Annotated in this window: 23 protein-coding genes; 12 read left to right on the forward strand and 11 right to left on the reverse strand. The window is 37.8% G+C overall.

The window, feature by feature from the left end; all coding sequences use genetic code 11:
- Positions 1–172 precede the first annotated feature (172 nt).
- From ACLCDV_RS14920 to ACLCDV_RS14935, 4 genes are all read right to left on the reverse strand, one after another.
- Positions 173–853, reverse strand: coding sequence for a hypothetical protein (locus tag ACLCDV_RS14920; protein WP_411971521.1), 681 nt, complete (start codon positions 851–853; stop codon positions 173–175).
- 24 nt (positions 854–877) lie between these two features.
- A complete protein-coding gene (locus tag ACLCDV_RS14925; protein WP_411971522.1) occupies positions 878–1,195 on the reverse strand; it encodes a hypothetical protein in 318 nt (105 codons plus the stop codon).
- Complete coding sequence (locus ACLCDV_RS14930) at positions 1,189–1,887, reverse strand: M14 family zinc carboxypeptidase (RefSeq protein ID WP_411971523.1); 699 nt, start codon at positions 1,885–1,887, stop codon at positions 1,189–1,191. The genes ACLCDV_RS14925 and ACLCDV_RS14930 overlap by 7 nt, the downstream gene beginning before the upstream one ends.
- Positions 1,888–2,106: 219 nt before the next feature.
- Entirely contained in the window at positions 2,107–3,051 is a 945-nt protein-coding gene (locus tag ACLCDV_RS14935; RefSeq protein ID WP_317666180.1) for an aldo/keto reductase, read from the reverse strand.
- A 457-nt stretch (positions 3,052–3,508) separates the two neighbouring features.
- On the opposite strand from ACLCDV_RS14935, the gene ACLCDV_RS14940 reads away from it, so the two are divergent.
- Positions 3,509–3,829, forward strand: a complete 321-nt coding sequence (locus tag ACLCDV_RS14940) for a GNAT family N-acetyltransferase (RefSeq protein ID WP_317666178.1) — start codon at positions 3,509–3,511, stop codon at positions 3,827–3,829.
- Positions 3,830–3,867: 38 nt separating this feature from the next.
- Here the strand turns inward: ACLCDV_RS14940 and ACLCDV_RS14945 are convergent, their stop codons facing one another.
- The gene (locus tag ACLCDV_RS14945; RefSeq protein WP_317666176.1) at positions 3,868–4,923 is read right to left on the reverse strand and encodes an NAD(P)-dependent alcohol dehydrogenase; all 1,056 of its coding nucleotides are present in this window, start codon (positions 4,921–4,923) and stop codon (positions 3,868–3,870) included.
- 197 nt (positions 4,924–5,120) lie between these two features.
- On the opposite strand from ACLCDV_RS14945, the gene ACLCDV_RS14950 reads away from it, so the two are divergent.
- The gene (locus ACLCDV_RS14950) at positions 5,121–5,687 is read left to right on the forward strand and encodes a YceI family protein (protein WP_317666174.1); all 567 of its coding nucleotides are present in this window, start codon (positions 5,121–5,123) and stop codon (positions 5,685–5,687) included.
- Positions 5,688–6,044: 357 nt separating this feature from the next.
- Positions 6,045–6,629, forward strand: a complete 585-nt coding sequence (locus tag ACLCDV_RS14955; RefSeq protein ID WP_317666172.1) for a hypothetical protein — start codon at positions 6,045–6,047, stop codon at positions 6,627–6,629.
- Positions 6,630–6,743: 114 nt separating this feature from the next.
- Here ACLCDV_RS14955 and ACLCDV_RS14960 read toward each other — a convergent pair whose 3' ends face one another.
- Positions 6,744–7,955, reverse strand: a complete 1,212-nt coding sequence (locus ACLCDV_RS14960) for an amidohydrolase (protein WP_317666170.1) — start codon at positions 7,953–7,955, stop codon at positions 6,744–6,746.
- Between the two features lie 413 nt (positions 7,956–8,368).
- Between ACLCDV_RS14960 and ACLCDV_RS14965 the strand changes: the two genes are divergently transcribed.
- Together ACLCDV_RS14965 and ACLCDV_RS14970 are read left to right on the forward strand one after the other, a co-directional pair.
- On the forward strand, positions 8,369–9,019 hold the full coding sequence (locus ACLCDV_RS14965) for an ankyrin repeat domain-containing protein (RefSeq protein ID WP_411971524.1): 651 nt from the start codon (positions 8,369–8,371) through the stop codon (positions 9,017–9,019).
- A gap of 98 nt (positions 9,020–9,117) precedes the next feature.
- The gene (locus ACLCDV_RS14970; protein WP_411971525.1) at positions 9,118–9,522 is read left to right on the forward strand and encodes an NUDIX hydrolase; all 405 of its coding nucleotides are present in this window, start codon (positions 9,118–9,120) and stop codon (positions 9,520–9,522) included.
- Positions 9,523–9,557: 35 nt separating this feature from the next.
- Here ACLCDV_RS14970 and ACLCDV_RS14975 read toward each other — a convergent pair whose 3' ends face one another.
- A complete protein-coding gene (locus tag ACLCDV_RS14975) occupies positions 9,558–10,742 on the reverse strand; it encodes a metallophosphoesterase (protein ID WP_317666167.1) in 1,185 nt (394 codons plus the stop codon).
- A gap of 492 nt (positions 10,743–11,234) precedes the next feature.
- On the opposite strand from ACLCDV_RS14975, the gene ACLCDV_RS14980 reads away from it, so the two are divergent.
- The 4 genes from ACLCDV_RS14980 (at position 11,235) to ACLCDV_RS14995 (ending at position 15,932) form a co-directional block, all read left to right on the forward strand.
- Positions 11,235–11,573 (forward strand): DUF2975 domain-containing protein, encoded by a 339-nt coding sequence (locus ACLCDV_RS14980; protein WP_411973948.1) that lies wholly within the window; start codon positions 11,235–11,237, stop codon positions 11,571–11,573.
- 3 nt (positions 11,574–11,576) lie between these two features.
- Entirely contained in the window at positions 11,577–11,783 is a 207-nt protein-coding gene (locus ACLCDV_RS14985) for a helix-turn-helix transcriptional regulator (protein ID WP_317666165.1), read from the forward strand.
- Between the two features lie 67 nt (positions 11,784–11,850).
- Positions 11,851–12,723: an ABC transporter ATP-binding protein gene (locus ACLCDV_RS14990; protein ID WP_317666163.1), complete on the forward strand. Its 873-nt coding sequence runs from the start codon at positions 11,851–11,853 to the stop codon at positions 12,721–12,723.
- A gap of 2 nt (positions 12,724–12,725) precedes the next feature.
- Positions 12,726–15,932 (forward strand): M1 family aminopeptidase, encoded by a 3,207-nt coding sequence (locus tag ACLCDV_RS14995; protein ID WP_411971526.1) that lies wholly within the window; start codon positions 12,726–12,728, stop codon positions 15,930–15,932.
- Positions 15,933–16,007: 75 nt separating this feature from the next.
- Here the strand turns inward: ACLCDV_RS14995 and ACLCDV_RS15000 are convergent, their stop codons facing one another.
- Positions 16,008–17,213, reverse strand: coding sequence for an aminotransferase class I/II-fold pyridoxal phosphate-dependent enzyme (locus ACLCDV_RS15000; protein WP_317666159.1), 1,206 nt, complete (start codon positions 17,211–17,213; stop codon positions 16,008–16,010).
- Positions 17,214–17,357: 144 nt separating this feature from the next.
- Here ACLCDV_RS15000 and ACLCDV_RS15005 point away from each other — a divergent pair, with 144 nt between their 5' ends.
- Entirely contained in the window at positions 17,358–17,816 is a 459-nt protein-coding gene (locus ACLCDV_RS15005; RefSeq protein WP_343566750.1) for an Lrp/AsnC family transcriptional regulator, read from the forward strand.
- Positions 17,817–17,822: 6 nt separating this feature from the next.
- Here ACLCDV_RS15005 and ACLCDV_RS15010 read toward each other — a convergent pair whose 3' ends face one another.
- Entirely contained in the window at positions 17,823–18,845 is a 1,023-nt protein-coding gene (locus tag ACLCDV_RS15010; RefSeq protein ID WP_317666156.1) for a bestrophin family protein, read from the reverse strand.
- A 380-nt stretch (positions 18,846–19,225) separates the two neighbouring features.
- Here ACLCDV_RS15010 and ACLCDV_RS15015 point away from each other — a divergent pair, with 380 nt between their 5' ends.
- Positions 19,226–19,765 (forward strand): hypothetical protein, encoded by a 540-nt coding sequence (locus tag ACLCDV_RS15015; RefSeq protein WP_411971527.1) that lies wholly within the window; start codon positions 19,226–19,228, stop codon positions 19,763–19,765.
- Between the two features lie 29 nt (positions 19,766–19,794).
- On the opposite strand, the gene ACLCDV_RS15020 is transcribed toward ACLCDV_RS15015, so the two are convergent.
- Together ACLCDV_RS15020 and ACLCDV_RS15025 are read right to left on the reverse strand one after the other, a co-directional pair.
- The gene (locus ACLCDV_RS15020; protein ID WP_317666153.1) at positions 19,795–20,364 is read right to left on the reverse strand and encodes a gluconate 2-dehydrogenase subunit 3 family protein; all 570 of its coding nucleotides are present in this window, start codon (positions 20,362–20,364) and stop codon (positions 19,795–19,797) included.
- A 20-nt stretch (positions 20,365–20,384) separates the two neighbouring features.
- Positions 20,385–22,073, reverse strand: coding sequence for a GMC oxidoreductase (locus tag ACLCDV_RS15025; protein ID WP_411971528.1), 1,689 nt, complete (start codon positions 22,071–22,073; stop codon positions 20,385–20,387).
- Positions 22,074–22,421: 348 nt separating this feature from the next.
- Here ACLCDV_RS15025 and ACLCDV_RS15030 point away from each other — a divergent pair, with 348 nt between their 5' ends.
- Positions 22,422–23,474: a sugar phosphate isomerase/epimerase family protein gene (locus ACLCDV_RS15030; RefSeq protein WP_411971529.1), complete on the forward strand. Its 1,053-nt coding sequence runs from the start codon at positions 22,422–22,424 to the stop codon at positions 23,472–23,474.
- Positions 23,475–23,499: the final 25 nt, after the last annotated feature.

Genomic DNA, 23,499 nt, shown 5'->3' on the forward strand with positions numbered 1-23,499 from the left:
GGCCAATTTTTTGACAAGAATATAAAAATCAATTACTTCAAAGCATTTTCGTCCTACACACTAGGATTTATAACGTATTTTATTGTAATAATGACGATCGGTTTTACCATTGATTTATGCTTAAAATAATTGTCTTTTAAATACGCCTACCCTTTTAAAAATAACGAAAATATCAATTGATTCGAAAAATAGGATAAAGAAGGTGAGATCTTTCATAATAAGGTGAGTGTTTATAAATCCAGTCCAATTGTGCTCTGCCATTCTCGGCGAACTTAGGATTGCTCGTCTTTTCCCTTTCAAATGCAGTTCTTAATTCTCTATCCTCTTCTAGAAGCTTAGCTGCCGTATCCTCAAAAACATAAGCTGAATAATATTCTTTCTGTCCTAAAATTGCATCAAAGAAATTCCAATTGAAATAAGAGTCGATTGCTTCGGGTTCCAAGGTTTCCAATAGAAATTTCACTCCGTCTTGATTCATTGGTACCAAAAGATCTCCTACATTAAACTTTACTTTACTAGTTTCCCGAATAAGATCGGTATCAAAATGCAAATAATGTCCTTCATAGGGACTTGAAGTTGTCTTGAAGTCATTAATTCGATATTGCTCCACCATAATGACCGAGTCCTCCTTTAAAGGGATCATCTTAATTTGATTGAGTTTTAACAGATCAATAATTCTCCATTCGGATTGTGGGATCACATAATACTTGGGAACTGTAATTTCTTTGATTGGGATATAGGAATTATATAGTTTAACTTGCTTTGAAAACTTAGCCTCTCTATCGTACCATAACCTATCTTTCGAAGAGATGTCACTGGGTTTGTATTTAGCTTGGAAACCTTTGAAATCCATTAATTCATATTTTGAGGAATCCAGCTACCATGCAATAGCATATTTGTCCCCTATTTTATATTGATTTAGGTTTTCAGCTCTCTTCTGCTTTATCACATTGTAATTTTGTTCCATATAATCAATGTTACACAGCATATAATCATAGGTCGCTTTGACACGTTGTTTATAAGACTTTAACATATGTGTTTCCACAACCGTTCCTATTACATTAAATAGACTGGTATATCCTGTAGCGTATCTCGGCGAATCCATAAAGGTTGGAAAACCACCATCTGGTATATCGCCATGTATATTAACATATGGGACAGAAATGAATCCTTTTCCCTGAAGATCTTTTAGCAAAGTCTTTGCATTTGGTTGTTAAAATAGTTTCCTAAAATAGTTCCAAGACGTTCTTTATTTGTCGAAATATACGTGAATGTGTATTGATAATCTGCCCCATTGCTCACATGATTATCGATAAAAACATCTGGTTTGATCCATTGGAAAATCTGCTGAAAGCTTCGCGAATTTTTTGTATCTGTTTTTATAAAATCTCTATTTAAATCATAATTTCTAGCATTTCCTCGAAAACCATACTCTTCAGGGCCATTTTGATTGGCTCTTGAAAAGCTACCTCGATTCATCATTCCACTGACATTGTAACTTGCAAGCGCTACAACAATTACATTCTTAACTGGTTTAATTTTTTCCGACGCCAAATCTCGCATGAGCATCATAGTCGCATCAATGCCATCTGGTTCTCCAGGATGAATACCATTATTAACGAATAGAATACACTTCTCTTTCCTAGACTCTTCCAATGTACTTCCTGTGGGATTAAATATAACAACATCAATCGGCTTATTATTATCGTCGACTCCTTTTGTTTCATAGGTAATTGATGCATACTTCTGTGCCAATTCCCGATAATATTCACGCATTTCATCAAAAGTTGTAGACTGATTCCCATTGCCACGTTCATAAGGTGTGAGCACCTGAGCATAGCTTCTATCAACAACCAAAAAGAAAAATAAAATTAGGAGCTTTTTCATAAGATCAATTTAATAACCCAATTTACAATAAACTTATTAAAGTATATAAACCAAGCTTTCCGGTTCTCACCTATTGTTATACAGGAAGCCTATTAAAATATAAGTTTTTATATTCCTGTCAGTTTAAACAGAAAATAAAAAAATCTCCATGAAAGATGGAGATTTCAAACAATATTTTGGTATTAAAAAGAAATCATAAAATAACTACAAAATTGTCACTCATTTACTCACTTCGTCCAGCAATTCGATATCTTCCGTATCTAGTTGCAGAGACGGAGCCGCAAATAAGGTTTTCAACTGATTTTCACTAGTAGCACTTACAATCGGAGCCGTAATTAAGGGTTTGGCTAATAACCAAGCTAGCGCAACCGTCGCTTGTTTTGTTTCGTGTTTTTCGGCGACAGAATCTAACGCCTTTAAAACGGCTTTTCCTTTGTCGTCAAAATACTTCTTGATACCGCCTCCCCTTGCTGTTTTATCAAAATCAACCTCAGTACGGTATTTACCGGTCAAGAATCCTGCTGCAAGGGACCAATATGGAAATACACTCAAACCATACTTTTGAACCAATGAAGCATAGTCAGTTTCAAAACCACCACGCTCAACAAGATTATAATGTGGTTGCAGTGCAACATATTTAGGTAAACCATTTTTCTCCGCAACATTAAAACTTTCAATTAATCGTGCTGCAGACAAATTAGAGGCTGCAATATACCGAACCTTACCTGCTTTAATCAACTCATCATAAGCCGATAGTGTCTCTTCAACAGGTGTTATTTTATCATCAAAATGAGTATAGTATAAATCAATATGGTCTATTCCCAACCGTCTCAATGACTCATCAGCAGATTTCAAAATGTGTTTTCTTGAAATATCATAGCCGTGTTCCTTGGTTTCCGAACCAACTTTCGTTGCAACCACAATATCTTGACGATTACCCCGGCTTTTTAGCCACTTGCCAATAATTTCTTCAGATTGCCCTCCAATACCATTTACCCACCATGAATAAGTATCTGCGGTATCTATAAAATTAAATCCTGCGCCTACAAATTTATCTAAAATATCAAACGACTGCTGTTCGTCCAATGTCCATCCAAATACATTTCCACCAAAATTGATCGGTGCTATCTGCAAATCTGTGTGTTGTAATTCTATCTTTTTCATCGAAATTATCTATCTATTGTTCCATTGAATAAAAAACATGTATCACATAACATATGCAACAACTACACTAAAGTTACGTTATTCACGTCGAGGCAAGCCAAAGACCATCACATAAAAATGTCATAAAAAATTTAAGACGACATCACCATACCCCATTGAGCAATACTTTGGAGACGAAATGAGGATAATATGCTAAATTGCAAAACGATTTCTATTGAGGAACTTATAATATGCCCCCATCAACCAGACACAGAAGTCCTTGTTATTGGTTAATCTTAATCTGATATAACACCTAATGAAATTAAAAAGATTAAACGTTAAAACATCTTGATCATATGGCGCAAATAACATACAGAACAGCAAAGGAAAGTGATTTGAATTTTTGTTAAATCTAAGAGTAAAAACTATGAATCCGCATTTAACAGCATCTTCCCTCTCGACGTCCGTAGATTCGCACATGCAGAGAATTAAATACAAATTCGATTGCGCTTCCATCATTGAATATAATACAATATCAATTGGACTCTTAAAAATAGAGAAAAAACGGGATAGTATCGAGTTGATTCAAATTCAGATCGCCCCTTTATATCAAGGCCAAGGAATAGGAAAAAAAATCATTAAAGAGATTATAGATGGAGCAGTTTCCGAAGGGAAATCGGTTACACTAGATGTTCTAAAATCCAATAAAGCACAAAAATTATATTTAAATATCGGGTTCAACATCATAAGAGAAAATAAATACTCCTATAGAATGAAATATCAAAAAATAGTTAATTAAAAAAACAGATCGCCAAAAGTTGTCGATCTGTTTTTTAGTTACTTCTCAATAGTTGACATATCGATTACAAACCGATATTTTACATCACTATCCAATACCCGTTGATAAGCCTCATTGACATAATCAATGTCGATCATTTCAGTTTCGGGTAAAATGTTATGTTGAGCACAGAAATCAAGCATATCTTGTGTTTCCTGTATCCCTCCAATACTAGAAGCCGTTAAGATCTTATTCCCGCCCATAATCGAGCGTCCGTTAATCTGCATGGGAGCGGCTGGAATGCCAACACAAATATAAACACCTTTTGTTTTCAGTAATGCTAAATAAAGATTGTAGTCATGTGGTGCAGATACAGTATCAATAATGAAATCAAAATACGATGAAAACTCTTTTATCTCTTCTGCTTCATGAGTATTTAAGAACTTGTGCGCACCAAGCAATGCGGCATCTTCCTTTTTTCGGGGGGAATGACTGATCATGGTAACTTCTGCTCCCATTGCCACCGCAATTTTGACAGCCATATGCCCCAATCCGCCTAAGCCTAAAACCCCAACTTTATGACCTTTACTGATATTCCATCTTTTTAATGGCGAGTAAGTAGTGATCCCAGCGCAGAGAAGTGGCGCAACCTTTTTAATATCCAAAGATTCGGGTACATGAAGCACAAAATCTGCGTCTGCTACTATATTATTACTGTATCCACCAAAGGTATAGCTGTGATCATGCATAACATCTTTGCTATTATAAGTCCAAACGGTCTTCTTTTCTGAACAGAATTGTTGTTGGTCTGATTTACAGTTATCACACTGGCCGCAAGAGGCCACCATACATCCCACACCGGCGAGGTCACCTTTTTTAAACTTAGTCACTCCAGAACCAACGGCACTGATTCGACCAACAATCTCATGACCTGGAACAATCGGGTACTGTGTACCTCCCCATTCGTCATGAACTTGATGAATATCCGAATGACAGATCCCACTATACAAGATATCTATTAAAACATCGTTTGCACCAAGCTCCCGTCTTTCAAATTCCCAGTATTCAAGTGGAGAAGTACTGTCTTTTGCCGCATAACCTTTCGATTTAATCATATTATCTTTTTTTATAGACCACAATTTGGAGACGAAAATGTTTTCGATCCACAATTTAATTTGTGCTAAGTTAGCGGGTATTACCGACGGATAAAGAAGCTTAATCGTAATATTGACACTGCGCAAACAAAAAACGGGTTTCAACATATAGCGATCAACACAACACGACGTATATTTGGGTTTATATAATCATTTCAATGAAAAGAACCAGTTTAACGTTAGCAATTATTTGCCTAACATCAATGGCTTTTGCTCAAAAAGCAAGCTATAAGATCAATACCCAGACCTCCACAATCAAATGGAATGCTAAAAAAGTGGTGGGAGGACATGAGGGAACTATAAATCTGCAGGATGGTATAATCCAGATTGATAAAGGAAAAATTACTTCCGGGAATTTTACTATAGATATGAATTCCTTGGCATGTACAGATGCCCCTAAATTGACCGGACATTTAAAAAATGAGGATTTCTTTAATGTGCCAAGTTATCCGACTACGAAGTTTGTCATCAGTAAAGTTGACAACAGTAAGGGAAATCCAATCATAACAGGCAATCTTACGATCAAAAATAAAACAAAATCGATCTCTTTTCCCGCAAAAGTTACAACAACTGCAGACGGGCTCTCTGCCGAGGCGAAAGGTGTTAAAGTGAATCGGTTGGATTTTGATATACAATATCGCTCAGCGAGTTTCTTCTCTGACCTAGGTAATAAGGCCATTGAGGATGAATTTACTTTAGATATCCAGATTAGGGCAACAAAATAGCGATCCCACAGTCCTGAATCAATAATCAACTCTTCTTAGAAGTACATAAAAGACCATTTGATATAACAAGTGGTCTTTTAATATATTTATTCACCCTGTAAAGAACCAAAGGGATTTATTCGTTCTGTTTTAACAGACGGGTAACCTAATGGGTGACGTTGTCTTAATCAAGAGCTAGGCGTCCAAATAATTTGATTTCCCTTACAAATAGCGTCTTAACGCTGCAAAAATAAACTGAACAAAGATTCTGTTAAATTAGATTTGATTCAAATTGCACTTAGCCACCTCTAAGATTAACAAAAGTAAAGTTTTAAAATTATCTTTAAAGTCCCTAAAGTAAGGTTAGACAGATTATACATGGAGAAAATAAAAACTTTTCAACAGCACGAGCTTAATAGAATTAGAAAACATTGGAACGATAGTGGCCTTGCATTTGAGAAGTTGGGAAGATCTTCTAATATATCGGATTATTCTGACAGGGAAATCAACGAAATGCTATTAGGAATATATAAAGATAGTAAGCATTTGATGGTTGATGAAGGCTATTTTATTGATGTTGCGCAAGCCCAAAAAGCGAGTTGCACTTTAGTTGATGTATCCTATTCGAGACGTATTAAACCCGACCCAAACAGTGCGCTCAAGCTTCAGGATATCCGTAATTTTTATGTTGAGGATTATTTCGTAGAGACAAAGGAACCGTTCTCCGACAAACAAATACATAAAGTAACGGGTTACTTGAAGAAAATTGGCGGTATCAGTTTAGGTAAAGGACAGTACAGTCACCTGTATTCTATTCCGAACGATTTTAAAACTTTCTTCGGTGATAGCCCCGCCGATTTGTTCTACCCTATACAGCGATACATAAATGGACTATTTTTTGACGACGATTATCGAATCTCAAATTTTGAGGTCATCAGTAAGATTTCTATTGCCAAGACATAAGAGCCGGTTATTATAAATAACCAGCTCTTCAACTAAGTTGTTTTATTGTATTCAATACCTCTCAAAATGGAATTGAACGCGTATACAGTGAATAATCAAAGTTAAAAACAACTCTTAAAATACAATATTTCCTTTATGTACCAAAGAGCTTACTGTTGAAATTCGCGAGACTGCTTCAGCAGAACAACTAGCATCAACAAAAACCATGCTTGCTTCATCACCTGCTTTTGGCCATTCCTGATTCCCATTATTATCCAAAGGCAATCTATAACGTGTTGCAAAAGCTAATGTTCTTGATAAGCCAAATTCCGTTCCATAACCATACAGCTGGGCAATAAGATTTGCTTTTTGAAGCATGTTTCCAGATCCAAAAGTATTCCAGTGATCTTGGATGTTGTCGTTCCCGACCAAAACCTCCACACCATATTTCCGAAGTGTTGGAATAGGCATAATCATCGTGCCAAATGGCACCGACGAAACGATTCCCACACCCGCTTCAGCTAGGCGCGCTGAAATTTTTTCAGTTTCGGCTTTGTCAAGTCGACTCAGTGCAAAAGCGTGGCTGACAAACGCCCTCCCTTTTAATTGGGGGTTTTCTAGTGTTCGATCGATCAAGAACTCGATTGTCCTCATACCACTTTCCCCCATTTCATGGAGATGTATATCAACACCTTTATCGTTTTCGAGAGCTAAATTCGTAATTTGCTCCATGGTTCTTTCAATACTTCCATCTAAAGAATATGGATCTACCCCACCAATAAAACTAACAGCATCCAATTTTGCAACATCTTTTAAAATCGGTAAAGTATCCGTATAATAAAGGCCATGCTGTGGAAAGGCTACCAGCTCTGCTTCGACGGTATCCTTTTTTAATGCCAGCGCACTTTCTAAATTTGTTAGGGATTTTAGTCCTGATGTTGGATCAACATTGAAATGTGAGCGAATAAAATCTGTTCCATATCCCTGCAAAAAATTCAACATTTTACCAGTTCTCTCCACAGAAGTATTTAGCCAGGTTGGAATCATTTTTTGCTCATAAGCGATCATGTCCTTTACAGTATGCCGCCTTGGAGAAACAGCTTCCCAGGGCAAACCAAATAACATTTTATCCAAATGGGCATGCATATCCTTAAAAGCTGGCAACATTAAATGTCCTTTTGCATCAATAGCATTTGCTTTAGGGTCATTAGGTTTAATTCCTTTTATCTTACCGTCTTCAACTTCTATACAGAATAAAGCAGTACGTGTGCTTATCACTTCTTTTCCATCGTACTCAAATCCTATCTCAAGCAGTACGTTTTTTAAAATATATGTTTTAGCTTCCATATTTATTTTGATCATGTTCTTCTACTCAGCATGTAAAATTTACTAGACAATAGAACAGGAATTAATTCCTTACATTGTTATTGGCTAGAATTTCTAGTACAAAGGTCGCCATGATTCTTTGGGATGCTTTGCAGAATACATCTCGATATTTGAACAATTTATTACTGCCCACATTTTGCCTACAAATTAATTACACAACAGGTACAAGACGAATAATGATGACGATATAAAAAAGAAATAAGGGATTTCCCAAAATGTAAGCCTAGAATAAAATATCCAAAGAATGGAATGAAAACCACATTGTAAAAACAGCCTTAACTACTATTTTTGTATTAAACATCGAAGTTTCTACGGCTTTATCGAAAAAATTACAGCACAATAAAATGATGAAAACAACTTTAATACTCCTGATAATGATGAGCATAACAAATTCGTGCCGATCGGCATTAACAGAAAACATATATACCGAAAATTCGTCCCAGGAAGAGCTTATTAAATTGGTCGCCAAAAATGACCTACAGGGAGTGAAAAAGGCGCTCGAAAATAATGCCAACGTAAATAGTGAGGATACGAATAAACGTTCTATTCTACTTATCGCGACAAACAATGGAAATATTGAAATGGCCAAATTATTGGTAGAGTATGGTGCCGATGTCAACCTTCAGGCCGACAATATGGACAGCCCATTTTTATACGCAGGAGCAAGTGGGCAAGTTGAACTCGTCAAACTTTTCTTAGATCACGGCGCTCGCTTCGATTTATTTAATCGATATAACGGCACAGCTTTAATCCCGGCATGCGAACGTGGATATGTTGAAACGGTAAAATTATTGGCCAATACCAAAAATTTCCCTTTGGATCATGTCAATCGTTTAGGATGGACTGCTTTGATGGAAGCCATTGTACTCGGTGACGGAAGCAAAAAATATCAGGAAATTATTCAGATTCTAAAAGATGCTGGCGCAAAATTGGATATTCCTGATTTCAATGGCACAAGCCCTTTGCAACACGCAAAACAAAGAGGCTTCAAAGAAATTGTTAAGATACTAACATCAGGAATATAAAGATTCATCTTCCTTTAAATACTCAAATTTGAATATAATTTCAAGCAGTATTTCACTATGCTATCTGATTTTTCATTCTCAATGGCTAGTTTTGCAATATGCAGCATAAAATAATAGACAAAGTTGCTTTAATTAGCATTAAAGATAAGAAAATTTTGAGCACGCGTTCCAAAACTAAAACAAAATTTTACTTTCCCGGTGGTAAACGAGAGAATAATGAATCCGATATTACCTGTTTAAAAAGAGAAATACTGGAGGAGCTTTCTGTACATATCGTCGAAGAATCAATGCGCCTTTTGGTTATCTTTGAAGCAATCGCCGATGGACGAAATCAAGATACGCTCGTAAGAATGACCTGCTACTTTTCTGATTTCGAAGGAGTATTGCATCCGGCAAATGAAATCGAGACATTTGAATGGTTAACCTATAAAGACAAACATAGGACTTCTGCCGTAGATCAGATTATCTTTAGCCGGTTAAAGGAAATGAATCTTATCGATTGATAGAACAGATAAGCGTTGTTTCTCATAGCAAAATATCAGACAACGCTTTTCCGTAATGTAATAACCGTAATTTCAGGCCAAACGCCTATCCGACCTTTTAGACCGTGAAAACCAAAACCACGGTTGACATAAAGATATTTTCCTTGTTTTTGATAGAGTCCAGCCCACTGTTTATAAAAATATTGAATTGGACTCCATTTTAACCCAAATAGTTCTATCCCAAACTGCATACCATGCGTATGTCCTGCCAGGGTCAGATGAACATGTTGGTTATAGTCCAAAGTAACATGATCCCAATGTGAAGGATCATGAGACATCAAAATTTTGAAGGTATCCGCGTCCAATCCAAGGGTTGCTTTAGCAAGATCACCATATTGATGAAACCCTCCTTTCCCCCAATTTTCAACTCCAATTAACGAAATACGCTCACCTTGCTTTTCTATCGCTATCGATTCATTTAGCAGCAATTTAAATCCCATTTCATGATGAATTTGCTTAAGCCTATTCAAATTTAAGGCTTTTGATTCAACACTTTCCCATTGCACATAGTCCCCATAATCGTGATTTCCAAGGACTGAAAACTTGCCCGAAGGAGCTTCTAATCGGTTGAAGTCCGAAACCCAAGGTTCCATTTCGGAAGCTTTATTATTGACTAGATCGCCCGTAAACAATACCAGATCACTGTTTTGTGCATTGGCCAATTCGATACCTTTACGTACCCTTTTGATATCAGATAAACTACCAGAATGAATATCCGATAGCTGTGTAATTTTAAAACCGTCGAACGCCGTAGGTAGATCAGGAAAACTCAATACTTCCTCCCGCACTTTATAAAAATAACGACCTTTCGTTAATCCGAAAAAAATAACCAATAGCATGGCCCCCGCCAAAAACAATACAATCTCACTCAAAAATATACTACGTGGGGGAAAGGAACGAAAAATACGCATCAGATCTTCAACAAATAAAAAGGGAACAGCAAGCAATTTTGGTATAAAAACAATTAAAAATGCCGTGATCAGACTTGTCGCTGTCTCCTGGACATCATAACCCGCTCTCCGCAAAAAAATTAACGTAAAAACACCAAAAAACAACAGGATATCAATCCCCCAATACATGTTCTGCCAAATCGAACCACGAATAACCGTACTGAACGCCTGAAAAAAATAGATATCCCCCAAAACAAATAAGAATACTATCAGTAAAAGTCTCTTTGCCATATTAACTAAAATATTGATTTTAAATTGCTAATGATATGCCAAAAGAGATTTTTTAACTGTTACAGCCCCTATCGTCGTGAATAGTGATGTCTATGTGACAATTGCCTCTTCTTTGGCATGGATTGATAAAAGGTCTGCGTGCTTGGTTTCCATACCTGCCAATATGTCTTACTATCCTCCACAGTCTCGAAAAGACCAGGTCCATTGTGAGATTTGAGTATCTTATTATTTTTAAAAAATACGCTATTTAAATAATTAATTACCGTTTTACGGTAATTAATTGTAGCTTTACAGTATCAAACAAAATTATACATCATGAACCGAACAAAAATAATCGGCGGTGTCTTATTCTATATAACTTCATTTTTAGGGAGTTTATATTTAATCATGACGATTTATTCGTTGATATGCCTACTGACAAGCTGGAATACGGTTTCCTATAGCGATGGAATGTATCTTCATATCAACTATCCGTTTACCAAAACACCCTTAATGAGTGTGGATAATAACTTATCGTACAAAGTATTTTCATTCTTACTACCCCTGTCATGCTATGCTCTCTTTTTTTTGTTGTCTGCGCAAATATTTAAATTGTTTACCCGAAGAAAGCTTTTCACCAAATCCCACCTCCTTTTACTCAAACGGTATTACTGGTTAAACATTTTGCTACCAACCATTTGTACGGCTATTGCTACAATATTTGTTACAATTGAAGGGGGAATTGCCATACTCATTGCTGTACATTTCATTTTGGGAATTTTTGTCTTTTTTCTCGCGGAAATCTTCCGACAAGGCCTCCACTTACAGGATGAACAAGATTTATATATTTAGTATATGGCTATTGTTGTAAATATAGACGTGATGTTGGCTAAAAGAAAAATGCAAAGTAAGGAACTTGCAGAATTAATCGGCATTACACAGGGTAATCTTTCGGTATTAAAAACCGGAAAGGCAAAAGGTATACGTTTTGAAACGCTACAAGCTATATGTAATGTATTGGAATGCCAACCAGGTGATATATTGGAATTCGTACCCGATTAGCATATAAAACTAGGATTTAACCATTTATAGGGCCCACATGGTAATGCGGGGTAAAGACAAGTCTATTATGAACCAGCTACACATCCAGAATCTTTCGAAAACCTATCCTAACGGGGTGAAAGCGATTACGGAGTTTTCATTACATATCGGTCAAGGCATGTTTGGGCTGTTAGGTCCAAATGGTGCTGGAAAATCAACATTAATGAAGATAATCGCTGGCTTAGAACAGGCAGATACCGGCTCAATCGTATTGAATGAGGTCAATATTTTAAATGACCTCTCTTTTATAAAAAAACAGCTCGGTTACCTACCGCAAGATTTTGGGGTATATCCGCACCTATCCGCCTATCAGCTCATGCATCATCTTGCCGTACTTAAAGGAATTAAAAAAGAAGGACGAAAGGAGCATATATTGGATTTACTCGCACGAGTAAATCTTTACGAATTTCGGGACAAAGAAGTTCACAATTTTTCGGGAGGAATGCGGCAACGTTTTGGCATTGCACAGGCAATGTTAGGTTCGCCTCAAATCATCATTGTAGACGAGCCTACGGCTGGCCTCGATCCCCAAGAGCGCAATCGTTTCAATAATCTACTCAGTGAAATCGGCGAACAGATTATAGTAATCCTTTCAACACATTTAGTGGAAGATGTACGAAGCCTCTGTGCGCAAATGGCGATTGTCAATAACGGAAGATTAATTGTCAATGGTGCACCGAACGACTTTCTAAAATCGTTGGAAGGCAATATTTGGGCAAAAACGATCAACAAAAACGAATTACAATATTTTAGCGAAAACTTTCACATCTTATCAACACAATTACATGGAGGGCGTCTTGATGTCCATATCTATGCCGCAGTAAGTCCGGAAACTGGTTTTGAGCAAATTAAACCTGATCTGGAAGATGTCTATTTCACACATTTATCTCAAATTGTATAGCCATGTTTATCGACTACTTTCTATTGGAAGTCAGCTTTTACTTTCCAAAAAAATGGTTCCTGGCACTATTATTCAGTTTTGTAGCATTTGGTTATTGGGTTAGTATTATAGGCTCTTTTTCGCTTACCGGAGTTTACTCCAATTCGCCCTTTGTATTAACTTATACCATTGGACTTGTGTCGCTATTGAATATCTTTACCATTGTTATTTTTTCATCACAGGTATTTTTACGAGAAATAGATGCACAATTTTCATCACTCCTATATACAACGCCGGTAAATAAAAGTATTTTTCTACTAAGTCGTTTTGTGTTGGTGCTTTTAATTACAGCCCTCACATTTCTATTGTTTATTATTGGATTGATGCTCGGTCACACATTACAGGGAGGTCAACATGAAAAGTTTATGTCATTCCGTCTGCTCAATTACGTAAAGCCCTATTTCCTGCTTGTACTTCCAAATATCTTTTTCTGTACCGCAATTGTTAGCGCGATTGCTTGGAGCAGCCGAAGCAAGACACTTGTTTTTCTTTCGGGGATTTTTATCTACATTCTTTATTTCATCGTTTCTCTATTTTCAAATTCGCCATTATTTGCCAATGCATCACCCGTTTCCACCGAAACCATGAGATTGATGGCGATAATGGACCCTTTTGGTCTCGCAGCTTTCTTTGAACAATGTCAATCATGGAGTCCAGCCTTGAAAAACTCGAAATTGCTGCAGCTCAAAGGAAATTTTTTAATAAACCGCCTTGGTGTATTTGTATTTTCAGCCGCGCTTATGCTTTTTGCTATTTATCAAGCACGTTTTCAACACTCGCAAAAACAGAAGACAAAACCGCAGTTGCGAGAAACGGGACAGCGCCCCCCATCTGCTAAGGTTGAAATAAGCGTTTCAGACAAGGGTTTTTCTTATAAATGGCATACGTTTTATAGCTTCTTAAAGATGGACATTCGCTTTCTAGTGAAAGGCATACCCTTTGTCATTATCATTGCCTTATGGGTGTTTTTTCTTGGTATGGAAATATACAGTGATATCGATGCAGGAATGCGCTTGCCCCAACGTTATGCTAGTACTGGATTGATGATTCGGAACATCATCAATAGCTTTCCTTTTTTTTTGCTTTCCCTCTTATCTTTTTATGGTATGGAGACAGTCTGGCGCTCTCGAACTACGCGGATGAATGTACTCGAAGACAGCACTCCTGTACAGACCACTGTTATCTCACTGGCCAAATGGATCTCGTTATGCTGTATTGCATTATTGCTTATTACAATAAGCATACTGCAATGCATTGTTCTTCAATTTATATTCCAATATCCAAAAATTGAATGGAATCTATATATAAGTCTTTTCTATATTCTTGGTATTCCGTCATTCCTGTATGCTTCAGTTATTATCAGCATACAGTCGATTGTTGGAGTAAAATATCCAGCATTACTTTTGACGGTCTTGTTTTTTGTATTGACCAATTCATTTATTGGGATCATGCTTGGCTTAGAACATCCAGTTTTTCGTTTTGCGAAATCTCCCTTACAATATAGCGGCGACATGAATCAATTTGGTGCCTATCTGCATGCATTCAGCTTTAAGATGGTCTATTGGACATCCTTTTCAGTCCTTATAGCTATATATTCTATTCATAAACGAAACAAGGCGAAGCATATTTCTGCCGTCTTAAAATCAGATTTAAGCTTAAAGGTCTTCTCATTACTGATGTTTGCCATTCTGTCAGTTTCGGGTTATCGTATCTATCAAAAGACTCAGGTTAGCAGCTCTGAGGCGAAAATCGAATGGATGCAACATTATGAACAGAAATATAGACCCTATCAAGATATAGCTCAACCGACAATCGTCTCAGTCAAAACCGAGATAGATCTTTATCCAACATCAAATGAATATGTCATTAGCGGTCGGTATAAGCTTGTCAATAAATCAGGTGCTCCGCTGGATAGTCTACTGCTCTACACAGATCCCTCGATGGAATTAGTACAGGTCAAAATAGACCGTACTTTACAAAAAGCGAACGACAATACCTATGGCCATCGCCGATTTAAACTTACAAGCCCTTTCATGCCTGGAGATTCTATTACGATGAAATTTGCCCTAAAATACAAATGGACACCTTTCAACCGTCACGACCCCATGAATGCCATCTTAGCTAATGGATCTTTTATGCGTATTAGTCGCTATTATCCCATATTCGGTTATCAGCACCAAAATGAAATAGAAGACCCGCTTGAGCGTGAAAAACGAAAACTCGGAAAAGCAAGCGCTTTAAAAAAGTTAGATCAACCTGATGCTCTTCCTTACGATTATGGATATGTCGACCTTGAAACAATTATTTCCAGTGACCTCGACCAAACCTGTATCGCGACCGGGGAATTCATCAGAAAATGGCGGAAGGGGAATCGAAACTTTTTTCATTATAAATCAATAGGGCCGATTCCCTTTCGTTTTGGAATTTCTTCTGCTGTATATGCAGTTGAAAAATCCACTTACGACGACATATCCGTCGAGGTATATTATGACAGTAAACACCCTGAGAATGTTAAACAACTTATAAACGACTCAAAAAGAACTTTAGCCTATTGCCAAAACAACTTTGGAAAATATCCATTTAAAAGCATACGTTTCGTTGAAATATCTGGATTTGTTAGTGGATTTAATGCGACAGCTTATCCCGGTACGATTTTCATGAATGAAAACACGACTTTTCATTCAGACCTACGTCGTGAAAAAACAAGAGATGTCATTAATGAACTTGCCGGACATGAATTATCGCACCAATGGTGGGGTAACAGTCAAATCGATCCCGATGACCGGCGAGAAGGTGCTACGATGCTGACAGAAACGCTCGCTATGTATACTGAGTTGATGTGTTATAAACACAAACATGGCCCCGAAGGAATTAAGAACGTGGTCAAAATGTATCAGGATCTTTATGAAATTGGAAAAGCAAACGGTGCAGATGAAGCTTTAATGAGGGTATCTCCCGGAAATACAAATGTAGCCTATTATAAAGGCCTGCTAGCCATGTATCAATTACATGAATTAATAGGTGAAGAAAAAATAAATACTGCTTTGAGGAGATTTTTACAGCAATATGCCTTTCCACATCGGCCGCCCACAAGTGAGGATCTTATTCATGAGTTTCTCAAAATCAGTAAGCCTGCATTGCACGAGAATATCCGTAAACTATTTATGTAGAAAAAGGTCAAAATAGTTACGGATCTCTTCTATTGTCGTTGACTTTTTGCTCAACCAATGGCGATTAATTCTACATTATTTTATAATTCCAGTCTTTTGCATGCATGCTCTCATTTTTTGGTAGGTACGCTCAATGTCTTGATCTAGACCAATTGAAAACCTGATCAATCCATCGGAAATACCCATCTTCAAACGATCTTCCTCAGGAATTTCTGATGACGTAGAGCTACCTGAACAGGAGAATAGCGTCTTATAGAATCCTAGGCTGACAGCTAAATACCCTAAATTTTCAGCCTGCATCAGTTCCATTAGTTCATTGGCTTTTTCGGTTGTTTCCACATCAACTGTCATTAAGCCACCAAAACCATAGGTCTCATGCATCATAGTTTTCATTAGTTCATGATCTCGATGCGACTGTAAGCCCGGATAAGATACTTTTAATCCATCTTTCTCAAACCGTTCGGCAAGATACATTGCATTATAACTATGTTGCTTCATCCGTATATGAAGTGTTCTTAAATTCTTCAATATACTTGCCGAACGTAAGCTGTCCATCGTTGGCCCCAATAACATACAGGCACCTGTGTTCACATTTTTCGTTTCATTAATAAACTCCTGATTTCCACAATAAACCCCACCGACTGTGTCACTGCTGCCATTGATAAATTTCGTTAAACTATGAATGACAATGTCTGCTCCCAAAAGTGTTGGCGAGATGGACAATGGAGAAAACGTATTGTCGACAATCAGTTTTAGCTTGTGTTTTTTACAGATGGCCGAAAGTTTTCTTAAATCTGCGACACGCAATAAAGGGTTGCTCACACTTTCACAATACAACACTTTTGTGTTAGGTCTTATCGATCTTTCGAGTTCTTCGACATCATTAATATCCAAAAACGTCGTCTCAATCTGGAAAGGCGGGAGAAAATTTTTAAGAAAGGCGTAAGTACCACCGTAGATTGTTCGGCTGGAAATGATATGGTCACCACTTTTACATAGTTGTAAAAGAACTGTTGTAATCGCTCCCATCCCCGAAGATGTTACATTGGCCGCAGCGGTGTCCTCCATTTTTGCTAAGGCTTGTGCCAAATACAAATTCATCGGCGACGAATGCCTTGAATAGAGATAACAACCTTCCGCATTCCCTTCAAATGTGTCGAACATTTTTTTAGCCGAAAGAAAAGTATAGGTGGAGCTATCAGAAATTGACGGGTTCACTCCTCCAAACTCACCAAAGTATTGCAAATCTTGAATTTCATTTGCTGCATTAAAATTTTCCATGTTTTTATCTTTAAAATTGAGATATTTCAAATTATATTACAAGTAATTTTACTTATCTTAGAATATAAATCTATCATATAAACAATAATTAGTTAAAACATCTAGCTAATTTAAAACGAGCTAGTAAAAACCAAAAAAAAATCTATGCAATTTGACGAGATTGACCGTAAGCTATTGCGTTTTCTACAGGAAGATGCCAAACAAACGACCAAAGAACTCTCCTACAAACTGAGCTTGTCTGTAACAGCGGTCTATGAAAGAGTCCGTAAACTCGAGAATACTGGAATTATCGCTGGCTATGTCGCCATACTTGATAAAAAGAAAATAGCAAAAGATTTCCTTGTATTATGCCACGTAAAATTAACACAGCACAAAAAGGAGTATATTTTACAATTTGAAAAAGAGGTCATGAACCTTCAGGAGGTAACCGAGTGTTTCCACGTAAGTGGCGACTACGACTATATTCTAAAGATTTGTGTCCATGATATGGCAGACTATCGGAGCTTTATGTTAACGAAATTGACAAGCCTACAGCATATCGCCAGCACCCATAGCTCATTTATGATCGCCGAGGTAAAGAATACAATTGCAATAAATGTATAAGAAAATTTAAACCAAAACACCATTTTTCGATGCAATTGCTTCCGGAAGATCCTCATCTCCCACCATTTGCAACACATCAATTTCTATGGTTCGACAAATAGAAAGCATAGGCACATCAAACATGAGTCCTCCAAAAGGATTTTCGGTATAATCGCCGACCAATTCCATCACGATATAAATCCATCCAATTACCACACAAAAAGGAATACTCGTCCATATCCCCCAGTCTCCCAATTTCGCAAATTCGTTTACTAGGCCCAATGGGAGCAGAATGATGAGAATAACATTAAAGACAAATGCTGTACTGGCAAACTGTCTCGGTGAAGGAAATTTTTTGATTCTTTCCGCCTGACCTTGATAGTCGTAAAATTGATTCAGACAATTCTGCAGTTGGGTTTGGTTAAAATCCGAAATGATTTGATCATTTTTCAATGCATTAACTTCCTTTGCTTGTTTAGAAATCAAATACGTTGCAAAATTTTTATAGGTGCTCTGCAACTTAAACTCATCTGTAGAAAGGTATTTGCGTAAAAAAATCGATGTTCTACTATAATCAGGAAAGCCAGCCTTTATCAGCCTGTTCCGTTTAACATTCATTGAACCAAAGTGTTTTTTCAAACTGACATGCTCCCATTCTGTCGGGATCAACAACTGCTCACGAAAAGTATATAACCAAGCGATATGGCGATAAGCAATCCTTTTCCTCCGCTCCTCCAAATCGGTATGATCACCATCCTGGGTATCAAAGGCATATAACATTGCCGTGAAAGAACGACTTGAATTGACAATCCCACCCCAGATTTTCCGGGCTTCCCAAAGTCTATCATAGGCCTGATTATTCTTAAACCCGACGTAAAAAGCCTCAGCGGTTCCAATCAAAGCCAATGGCACCCAGGGAATTATCATCCACTGCCAATTAAAAAAATAATAAATGACCGCCACCAGAGAGCACCAAAGCGTCAGCCATATTAAATGGGCACCCGCTAAATTAAATATTTGCCGATAGTTAAAATACTTGGTTGTGATCATAAAAATTAAATATCTTCCTTTATTAAAACGTTATGAAAGTACAATTTAAATTGTAACTGTCCAATACGCTAAATTGTTTTCTGCAGAATGATATTTTATCTCGCTCATTTTTATAACAATAAACGCTGTTGCTTTAAATAGCTTATCCCTAAATTTAGCGCTTCCATCCCTAATAGTTTCCATTATCATTGCAAGCAATAAAAAAGATCTCTTATACGCGCTTTTAGGATTAAATTAGATCGATTATAGGCGATACGCATGCTGAAAACTTTGGTTGATCCCGCTATCAAAACAAGTATAAAGCACTATTGTATATTTTTACTCGTTTGATTAATTTTAATCTAGCGGACATAAACAACTGCCAAACATATAACAAGGATATGATGAAGATAAAAGCATTTACATTAAATATAGGTCTTTTCCTTTTTGCTGCAACGACTTTCGCGCAGAACAAAGCGGAGTTAAAATCATTGTTAAATAAAAACAGTGAATTTGTATTTCCCCAGACAATAGATAAAATAGCGGCTACATTAAACGTAAAAACAGTCTTCTATGAAGATGCCAACGAAGAAAAGTATGCAAAATGGATCACAAAATCCGGCTTGGAACTCTATAGCAATTATGGGGCTGATAAATCCGTCAATGAATTATTTTTTGATATCCCTGAAGACAAGTTTCTGGTTGTCGAAGGATTGCCTTTTGATCTAGCGATCAATAAAACAACAGTCAAAGAGGCGCTCTCAAAATTCAGCCGACACAATGTTAAAAAGGAAAAACTTGATGCTGGAAGCTCTTTTCCGGGCGGTACCAGACTGACGATGAAAACAGGGACACATTTTACCACTTTACTTTTCGATAGCAAAAATCTTTTAAAGTTCATAGGCTTGACAACCTCTATAATTGACCCCGCTGCCAATTAAAGACAAGGGGTCAATATACAATTTATTAGCTAGGTTGCCCAGGCATGATCACCCTTTTGATAAGGGAAATCGCCGTTATATTTTCCTGGGATTTTCACATAACGGAAAACTTCCGTGGCGCCTAATTTCGAGCTAAAGAATGTAAGGAGTGTAAGCTGTTTAAACAGTGTGAAAAAATGGGGCAGTTCATTAACTGCTTTCTTTTCATCGTAATCTTGCGCTTCCTTGTCCAAAACATCAACAAAAGCAGTTTGATCTTTTTTGTCGAGTTGCTGAAAATTACGTCCGAATTCTTTCTTGGCACGTTCGTCAATTCCGGCTGTTCCAGTCAAAAAAACCTGTTGTTCTTCAAGTTTATAGCAGTCTCGCACTAGAACGGGAATTTCAGAACCTACACCAGCTTCTTTCGCCCCTGGGGTAGTAGTTTTAGGAAGAATCGCCTCCGCGAGATCTCCCAAAAAATCGATTGATTTTGGATCAAAGAGCATTTCTATATCTTTCGAAGCCGACCTCTGGCATCCTTCCAAAAATAACGAAGCACCAATAACTGTTGCTCCCATGAGCATGGCTACACGTTGTATTGCCTCTCGTCTATTCATAATTATTGCATCATAAAATATTAAAGATTCCCTTTTTTTAACTCATTAACAGCAAAATCTACTGCTCTTGCTGTAAATGCCATATAGGTAAGCGATGGATTCACACAGGAAGACGAAGTCATAAAGGCCCCGTCTGTCACAAAAACATTTTTAGCATCCCATACTTGGTTAAATTTGTTTAATACCGAGGTTTTCGGATCATTGCCCATCCGTGCTGTTCCCATTTCATGAATTCCCTGTCCCATACTAAACCCGTTGTCATAGGTTGTTACGTCTTTGACACCAATAGATTCCAACATTTCCTTCATTTCATTGCTTGCATCAATCCGTATTTTCCGCTCATTATCCTTAATCTCTGCATCTATAGCCAATACAGGAAGCCCCCACTTATCTTTTACAGATGAATCTAAAAGGACTTTATTTTCGTGATATGGAAGTATTTCGCCAAATGAAGTAAAACCAACTCCCCAACTTCCGGGCTCGGCTATAGCATCTTTCCAAGCCCCGCCTACGCTCTTATTATCGACCTTACCTGACCATTGTCCCCTTGAAGCTCCGCCCTGATAGCCAAAACCACGTATGTAATCTCTCTTTTTGGTATCGCCGACAATATTGGCAAATCGGGGTACATATAATCCATTCGCGCGTCGTCCAAAAATATATTTATCCTCAAATCCTTCAACTCTTCCCCCAGCCCCACTATTTAACATGTGATCCATCAGATTATGTCCCAGTTCACCACTGCTGCTCCCAAGACCACCTTCCCATACATCAGTAGCTGAATTCATTAACACCCAGGTGGAATTTAAAGTCGAAGCACATACAAAAACAATCTTAGCAAAATACTCGTAGGTTTGATTCGTCTCCGCATCAACAATTTCGACTCCTTTAGCTTTCTGCGTATCCCGATCGTAAATAATGTTCTTTACAATTGAAAATGGCCGTAGGGTAAGTTTTCCAGTCTTCACTGCTGCGGGCAATGTTGCAGACTGTGTGCTAAAATAAGCGCCGAAATTACAACCCAGCCAGCATTTGTTCTGGTATTGGCAATTAACACGGCCGTGGTGGGGCACTGTTATGTTGGCTACCCGACCAATTATAAAGTGTCGCTTTCCCTGATAATGCGATTTCAAGCGCGCAGCAAGATCTTTTTCCACAATATTCATGTCCATTGGCGGCATAAATTCGCCATCCGGAAGCACCGCTATACCGTCTCTGTTACCCGAAATACCCGCAAATTTCTCAACGTGACTATACCAAGGTGCTATATCTTTATAACGTACGGGCCAGTCAACCCCATGGCCATCTTTGCTATTTGCTTCAAAATCAACATCCGACCAGCGATAGCTTTGCCGCCCCCACATAAGCGAGCGCCCACCAACGTGATAGCCCCGGAACCAATTAAAGGGTTTTATTTCCTTATATGGACTTTCTGTCTCATTAGTCCAAAAGTCGATGTTTCCTTCGTTCATCCATTGATTTTTAATTCCAAAAGGTAAGTAGTGCTGGGCCCGATCCAGAGGTACCCGACCCCGATGCGGAAATTCCCAAGGATCTTTTTTTGGTGATGGGTAATCTTTGATATGCTCAATATTGCGTCCTCTTTCTAACATGATGGTTTTCAATCCACGTTCCGTTAGTTCCTTGGCTGCCCAGCCACCTGTGATCCCAGACCCGATGACAATTGCATCATAAACATTATTTGCCATTTATTTATACTTGGTTTATTTGGTTATTACTCAAAGGGAAGTTTCCCTTTAAAATCAAGTCTCCTCCACAATCAAGTGCCGCAAAGATGCCTGACAGTTATACCTGGTTTAGACGTTCCATTCTTATATTTTGGAAAGCGTAAGCATGAATCGTCTAAACAAGTTTAAGGTTTTTTTTTGATTTTATTGCAACCGGTTGCAAATTTTTGTAATATTGTATTAAACAAGCAGGTAGCTTGGATAACCAAATTATAATAGTATAAACGACAGACTGAGTCATTTCTTCAAACACATTGGAATATTGATCTGTTTTGTACGTAATATAGTCTTTTTCAAAACGCAATACATATGACAACAATTAAAGGTCCTGCCATCTTTCTTGCACAGTTTATCGGTGATGAAGCTCCGTTTAACTCTTTGGACTCAATCTGCCAGTGGGCAGCAGCGCTTGGCTATAAGGGCATACAACTGCCAACTTTGGATGCCCGTTTTATCGATCTAGAAAAAGCAGCGCTCGATAAAAGCTATGCACTTGATCTAAAAGCTAAAGTACAGTCATTTGGATTGGAAATCACCGAACTTTCAACCCATCTCCAAGGGCAATTGGTGGCTGTGAATCCAAGTTTCGATGATCTATTTGATGCTTTCGCACCACAGCATTTACATGGTAATCCTCAAGCAAGACAACAGTGGGCGATCCAGCAATTAAAATATGCCGTACAAGCTTCCCATAACCTCGGACTTAAAGCGCTAGCGACCTTTAGTGGCGCCTTTCTATGGCCATTTATATACCCTTGGCCACAAAGACCAGCTAACCTGATCGAAACGGGTTTTGCTGAACTTGCAAAATTATGGTTACCCATTCTCGATGAATGTGACTTGTATGATGTCGACCTATGTTATGAATTACACCCTGGAGAAGATCTCCATGACGGTGCTACTTTTGACTTATTTCTCGAAAATGTAAATTACCACAAGCGGGCAAACATTCTCTATGATCCCTCCCATTTTGTTCTTCAATGTCTTGACTATCTTCAATTCATCGACATTTACCATGAGCGAATTAAAATGTTTCATGTTAAAGACGCTGAGTTCAATCCTTCTGGTCGTCAGGGTGTCTATGGTGGCTTCCAGAACTGGCAGTCAAGGGCCGGTCGTTTTAGATCAATTGGTGATGGCCAAGTGGATTTCAAATCCATATTTACCAAACTCACACAATATGATTATCAAGGCTGGGCAGTACTGGAATGGGAATGTGCATTCAAAAATGCTGAAGATGGTGCGCGGGAAGGCGCGCAGCATATTAAAGACTATATTATCCGTGTTACTGACAAGGCATTCGATAATTTTGCTGCCGTCGAAACCAATGATAGCCTTAACCGTAAACTATTGGGTTTGTAATTACAAAAGATATCGTCATTAAAAA

Source organism: Sphingobacterium sp. Lzh-3 (assembly GCF_046764375.1).
Lineage (GTDB): Bacteria > Bacteroidota > Bacteroidia > Sphingobacteriales > Sphingobacteriaceae > Sphingobacterium.

Coding starts and splice junctions, on each gene's coding strand:
- ACLCDV_RS14935 (WP_317666180.1), bottom strand. CDS start 3,051: ATGAAAAAGATAGAATTACAACACACAGATTTGCAGATAGCACCGATC.
- ACLCDV_RS15025 (WP_411971528.1), bottom strand. CDS start 22,073: ATGGCAAATAATGTTTATGATGCAATTGTCATCGGGTCTGGGATCACA.
- ACLCDV_RS14985 (WP_317666165.1), top strand. CDS start 11,577: ATGGCTATTGTTGTAAATATAGACGTGATGTTGGCTAAAAGAAAAATG.
- ACLCDV_RS15010 (WP_317666156.1), bottom strand. CDS start 18,845: ATGATCACAACCAAGTATTTTAACTATCGGCAAATATTTAATTTAGCG.
- ACLCDV_RS15030 (WP_411971529.1), top strand. CDS start 22,422: ATGACAACAATTAAAGGTCCTGCCATCTTTCTTGCACAGTTTATCGGT.
- ACLCDV_RS14920 (WP_411971521.1), bottom strand. CDS start 853: ATGGATTTCAAAGGTTTCCAAGCTAAATACAAACCCAGTGACATCTCT.
- ACLCDV_RS14950 (WP_317666174.1), top strand. CDS start 5,121: ATGAAAAGAACCAGTTTAACGTTAGCAATTATTTGCCTAACATCAATG.
- ACLCDV_RS15020 (WP_317666153.1), bottom strand. CDS start 20,364: ATGAATAGACGAGAGGCAATACAACGTGTAGCCATGCTCATGGGAGCA.
- ACLCDV_RS14995 (WP_411971526.1), top strand. CDS start 12,726: ATGTTTATCGACTACTTTCTATTGGAAGTCAGCTTTTACTTTCCAAAA.
- ACLCDV_RS14970 (WP_411971525.1), top strand. CDS start 9,118: ATGCAGCATAAAATAATAGACAAAGTTGCTTTAATTAGCATTAAAGAT.
- ACLCDV_RS14990 (WP_317666163.1), top strand. CDS start 11,851: ATGAACCAGCTACACATCCAGAATCTTTCGAAAACCTATCCTAACGGG.
- ACLCDV_RS14955 (WP_317666172.1), top strand. CDS start 6,045: ATGGAGAAAATAAAAACTTTTCAACAGCACGAGCTTAATAGAATTAGA.
- ACLCDV_RS14975 (WP_317666167.1), bottom strand. CDS start 10,742: ATGGCAAAGAGACTTTTACTGATAGTATTCTTATTTGTTTTGGGGGAT.
- ACLCDV_RS14980 (WP_411973948.1), top strand. CDS start 11,235: ATGAGTGTGGATAATAACTTATCGTACAAAGTATTTTCATTCTTACTA.
- ACLCDV_RS14940 (WP_317666178.1), top strand. CDS start 3,509: ATGCAGAGAATTAAATACAAATTCGATTGCGCTTCCATCATTGAATAT.
- ACLCDV_RS15015 (WP_411971527.1), top strand. CDS start 19,226: ATGATGAAGATAAAAGCATTTACATTAAATATAGGTCTTTTCCTTTTT.
- ACLCDV_RS15005 (WP_343566750.1), top strand. CDS start 17,358: ATGCAATTTGACGAGATTGACCGTAAGCTATTGCGTTTTCTACAGGAA.
- ACLCDV_RS14930 (WP_411971523.1), bottom strand. CDS start 1,887: ATGAAAAAGCTCCTAATTTTATTTTTCTTTTTGGTTGTTGATAGAAGC.
- ACLCDV_RS15000 (WP_317666159.1), bottom strand. CDS start 17,213: ATGGAAAATTTTAATGCAGCAAATGAAATTCAAGATTTGCAATACTTT.
- ACLCDV_RS14945 (WP_317666176.1), bottom strand. CDS start 4,923: ATGATTAAATCGAAAGGTTATGCGGCAAAAGACAGTACTTCTCCACTT.
- ACLCDV_RS14960 (WP_317666170.1), bottom strand. CDS start 7,955: ATGGAAGCTAAAACATATATTTTAAAAAACGTACTGCTTGAGATAGGA.
- ACLCDV_RS14965 (WP_411971524.1), top strand. CDS start 8,369: ATGATGAGCATAACAAATTCGTGCCGATCGGCATTAACAGAAAACATA.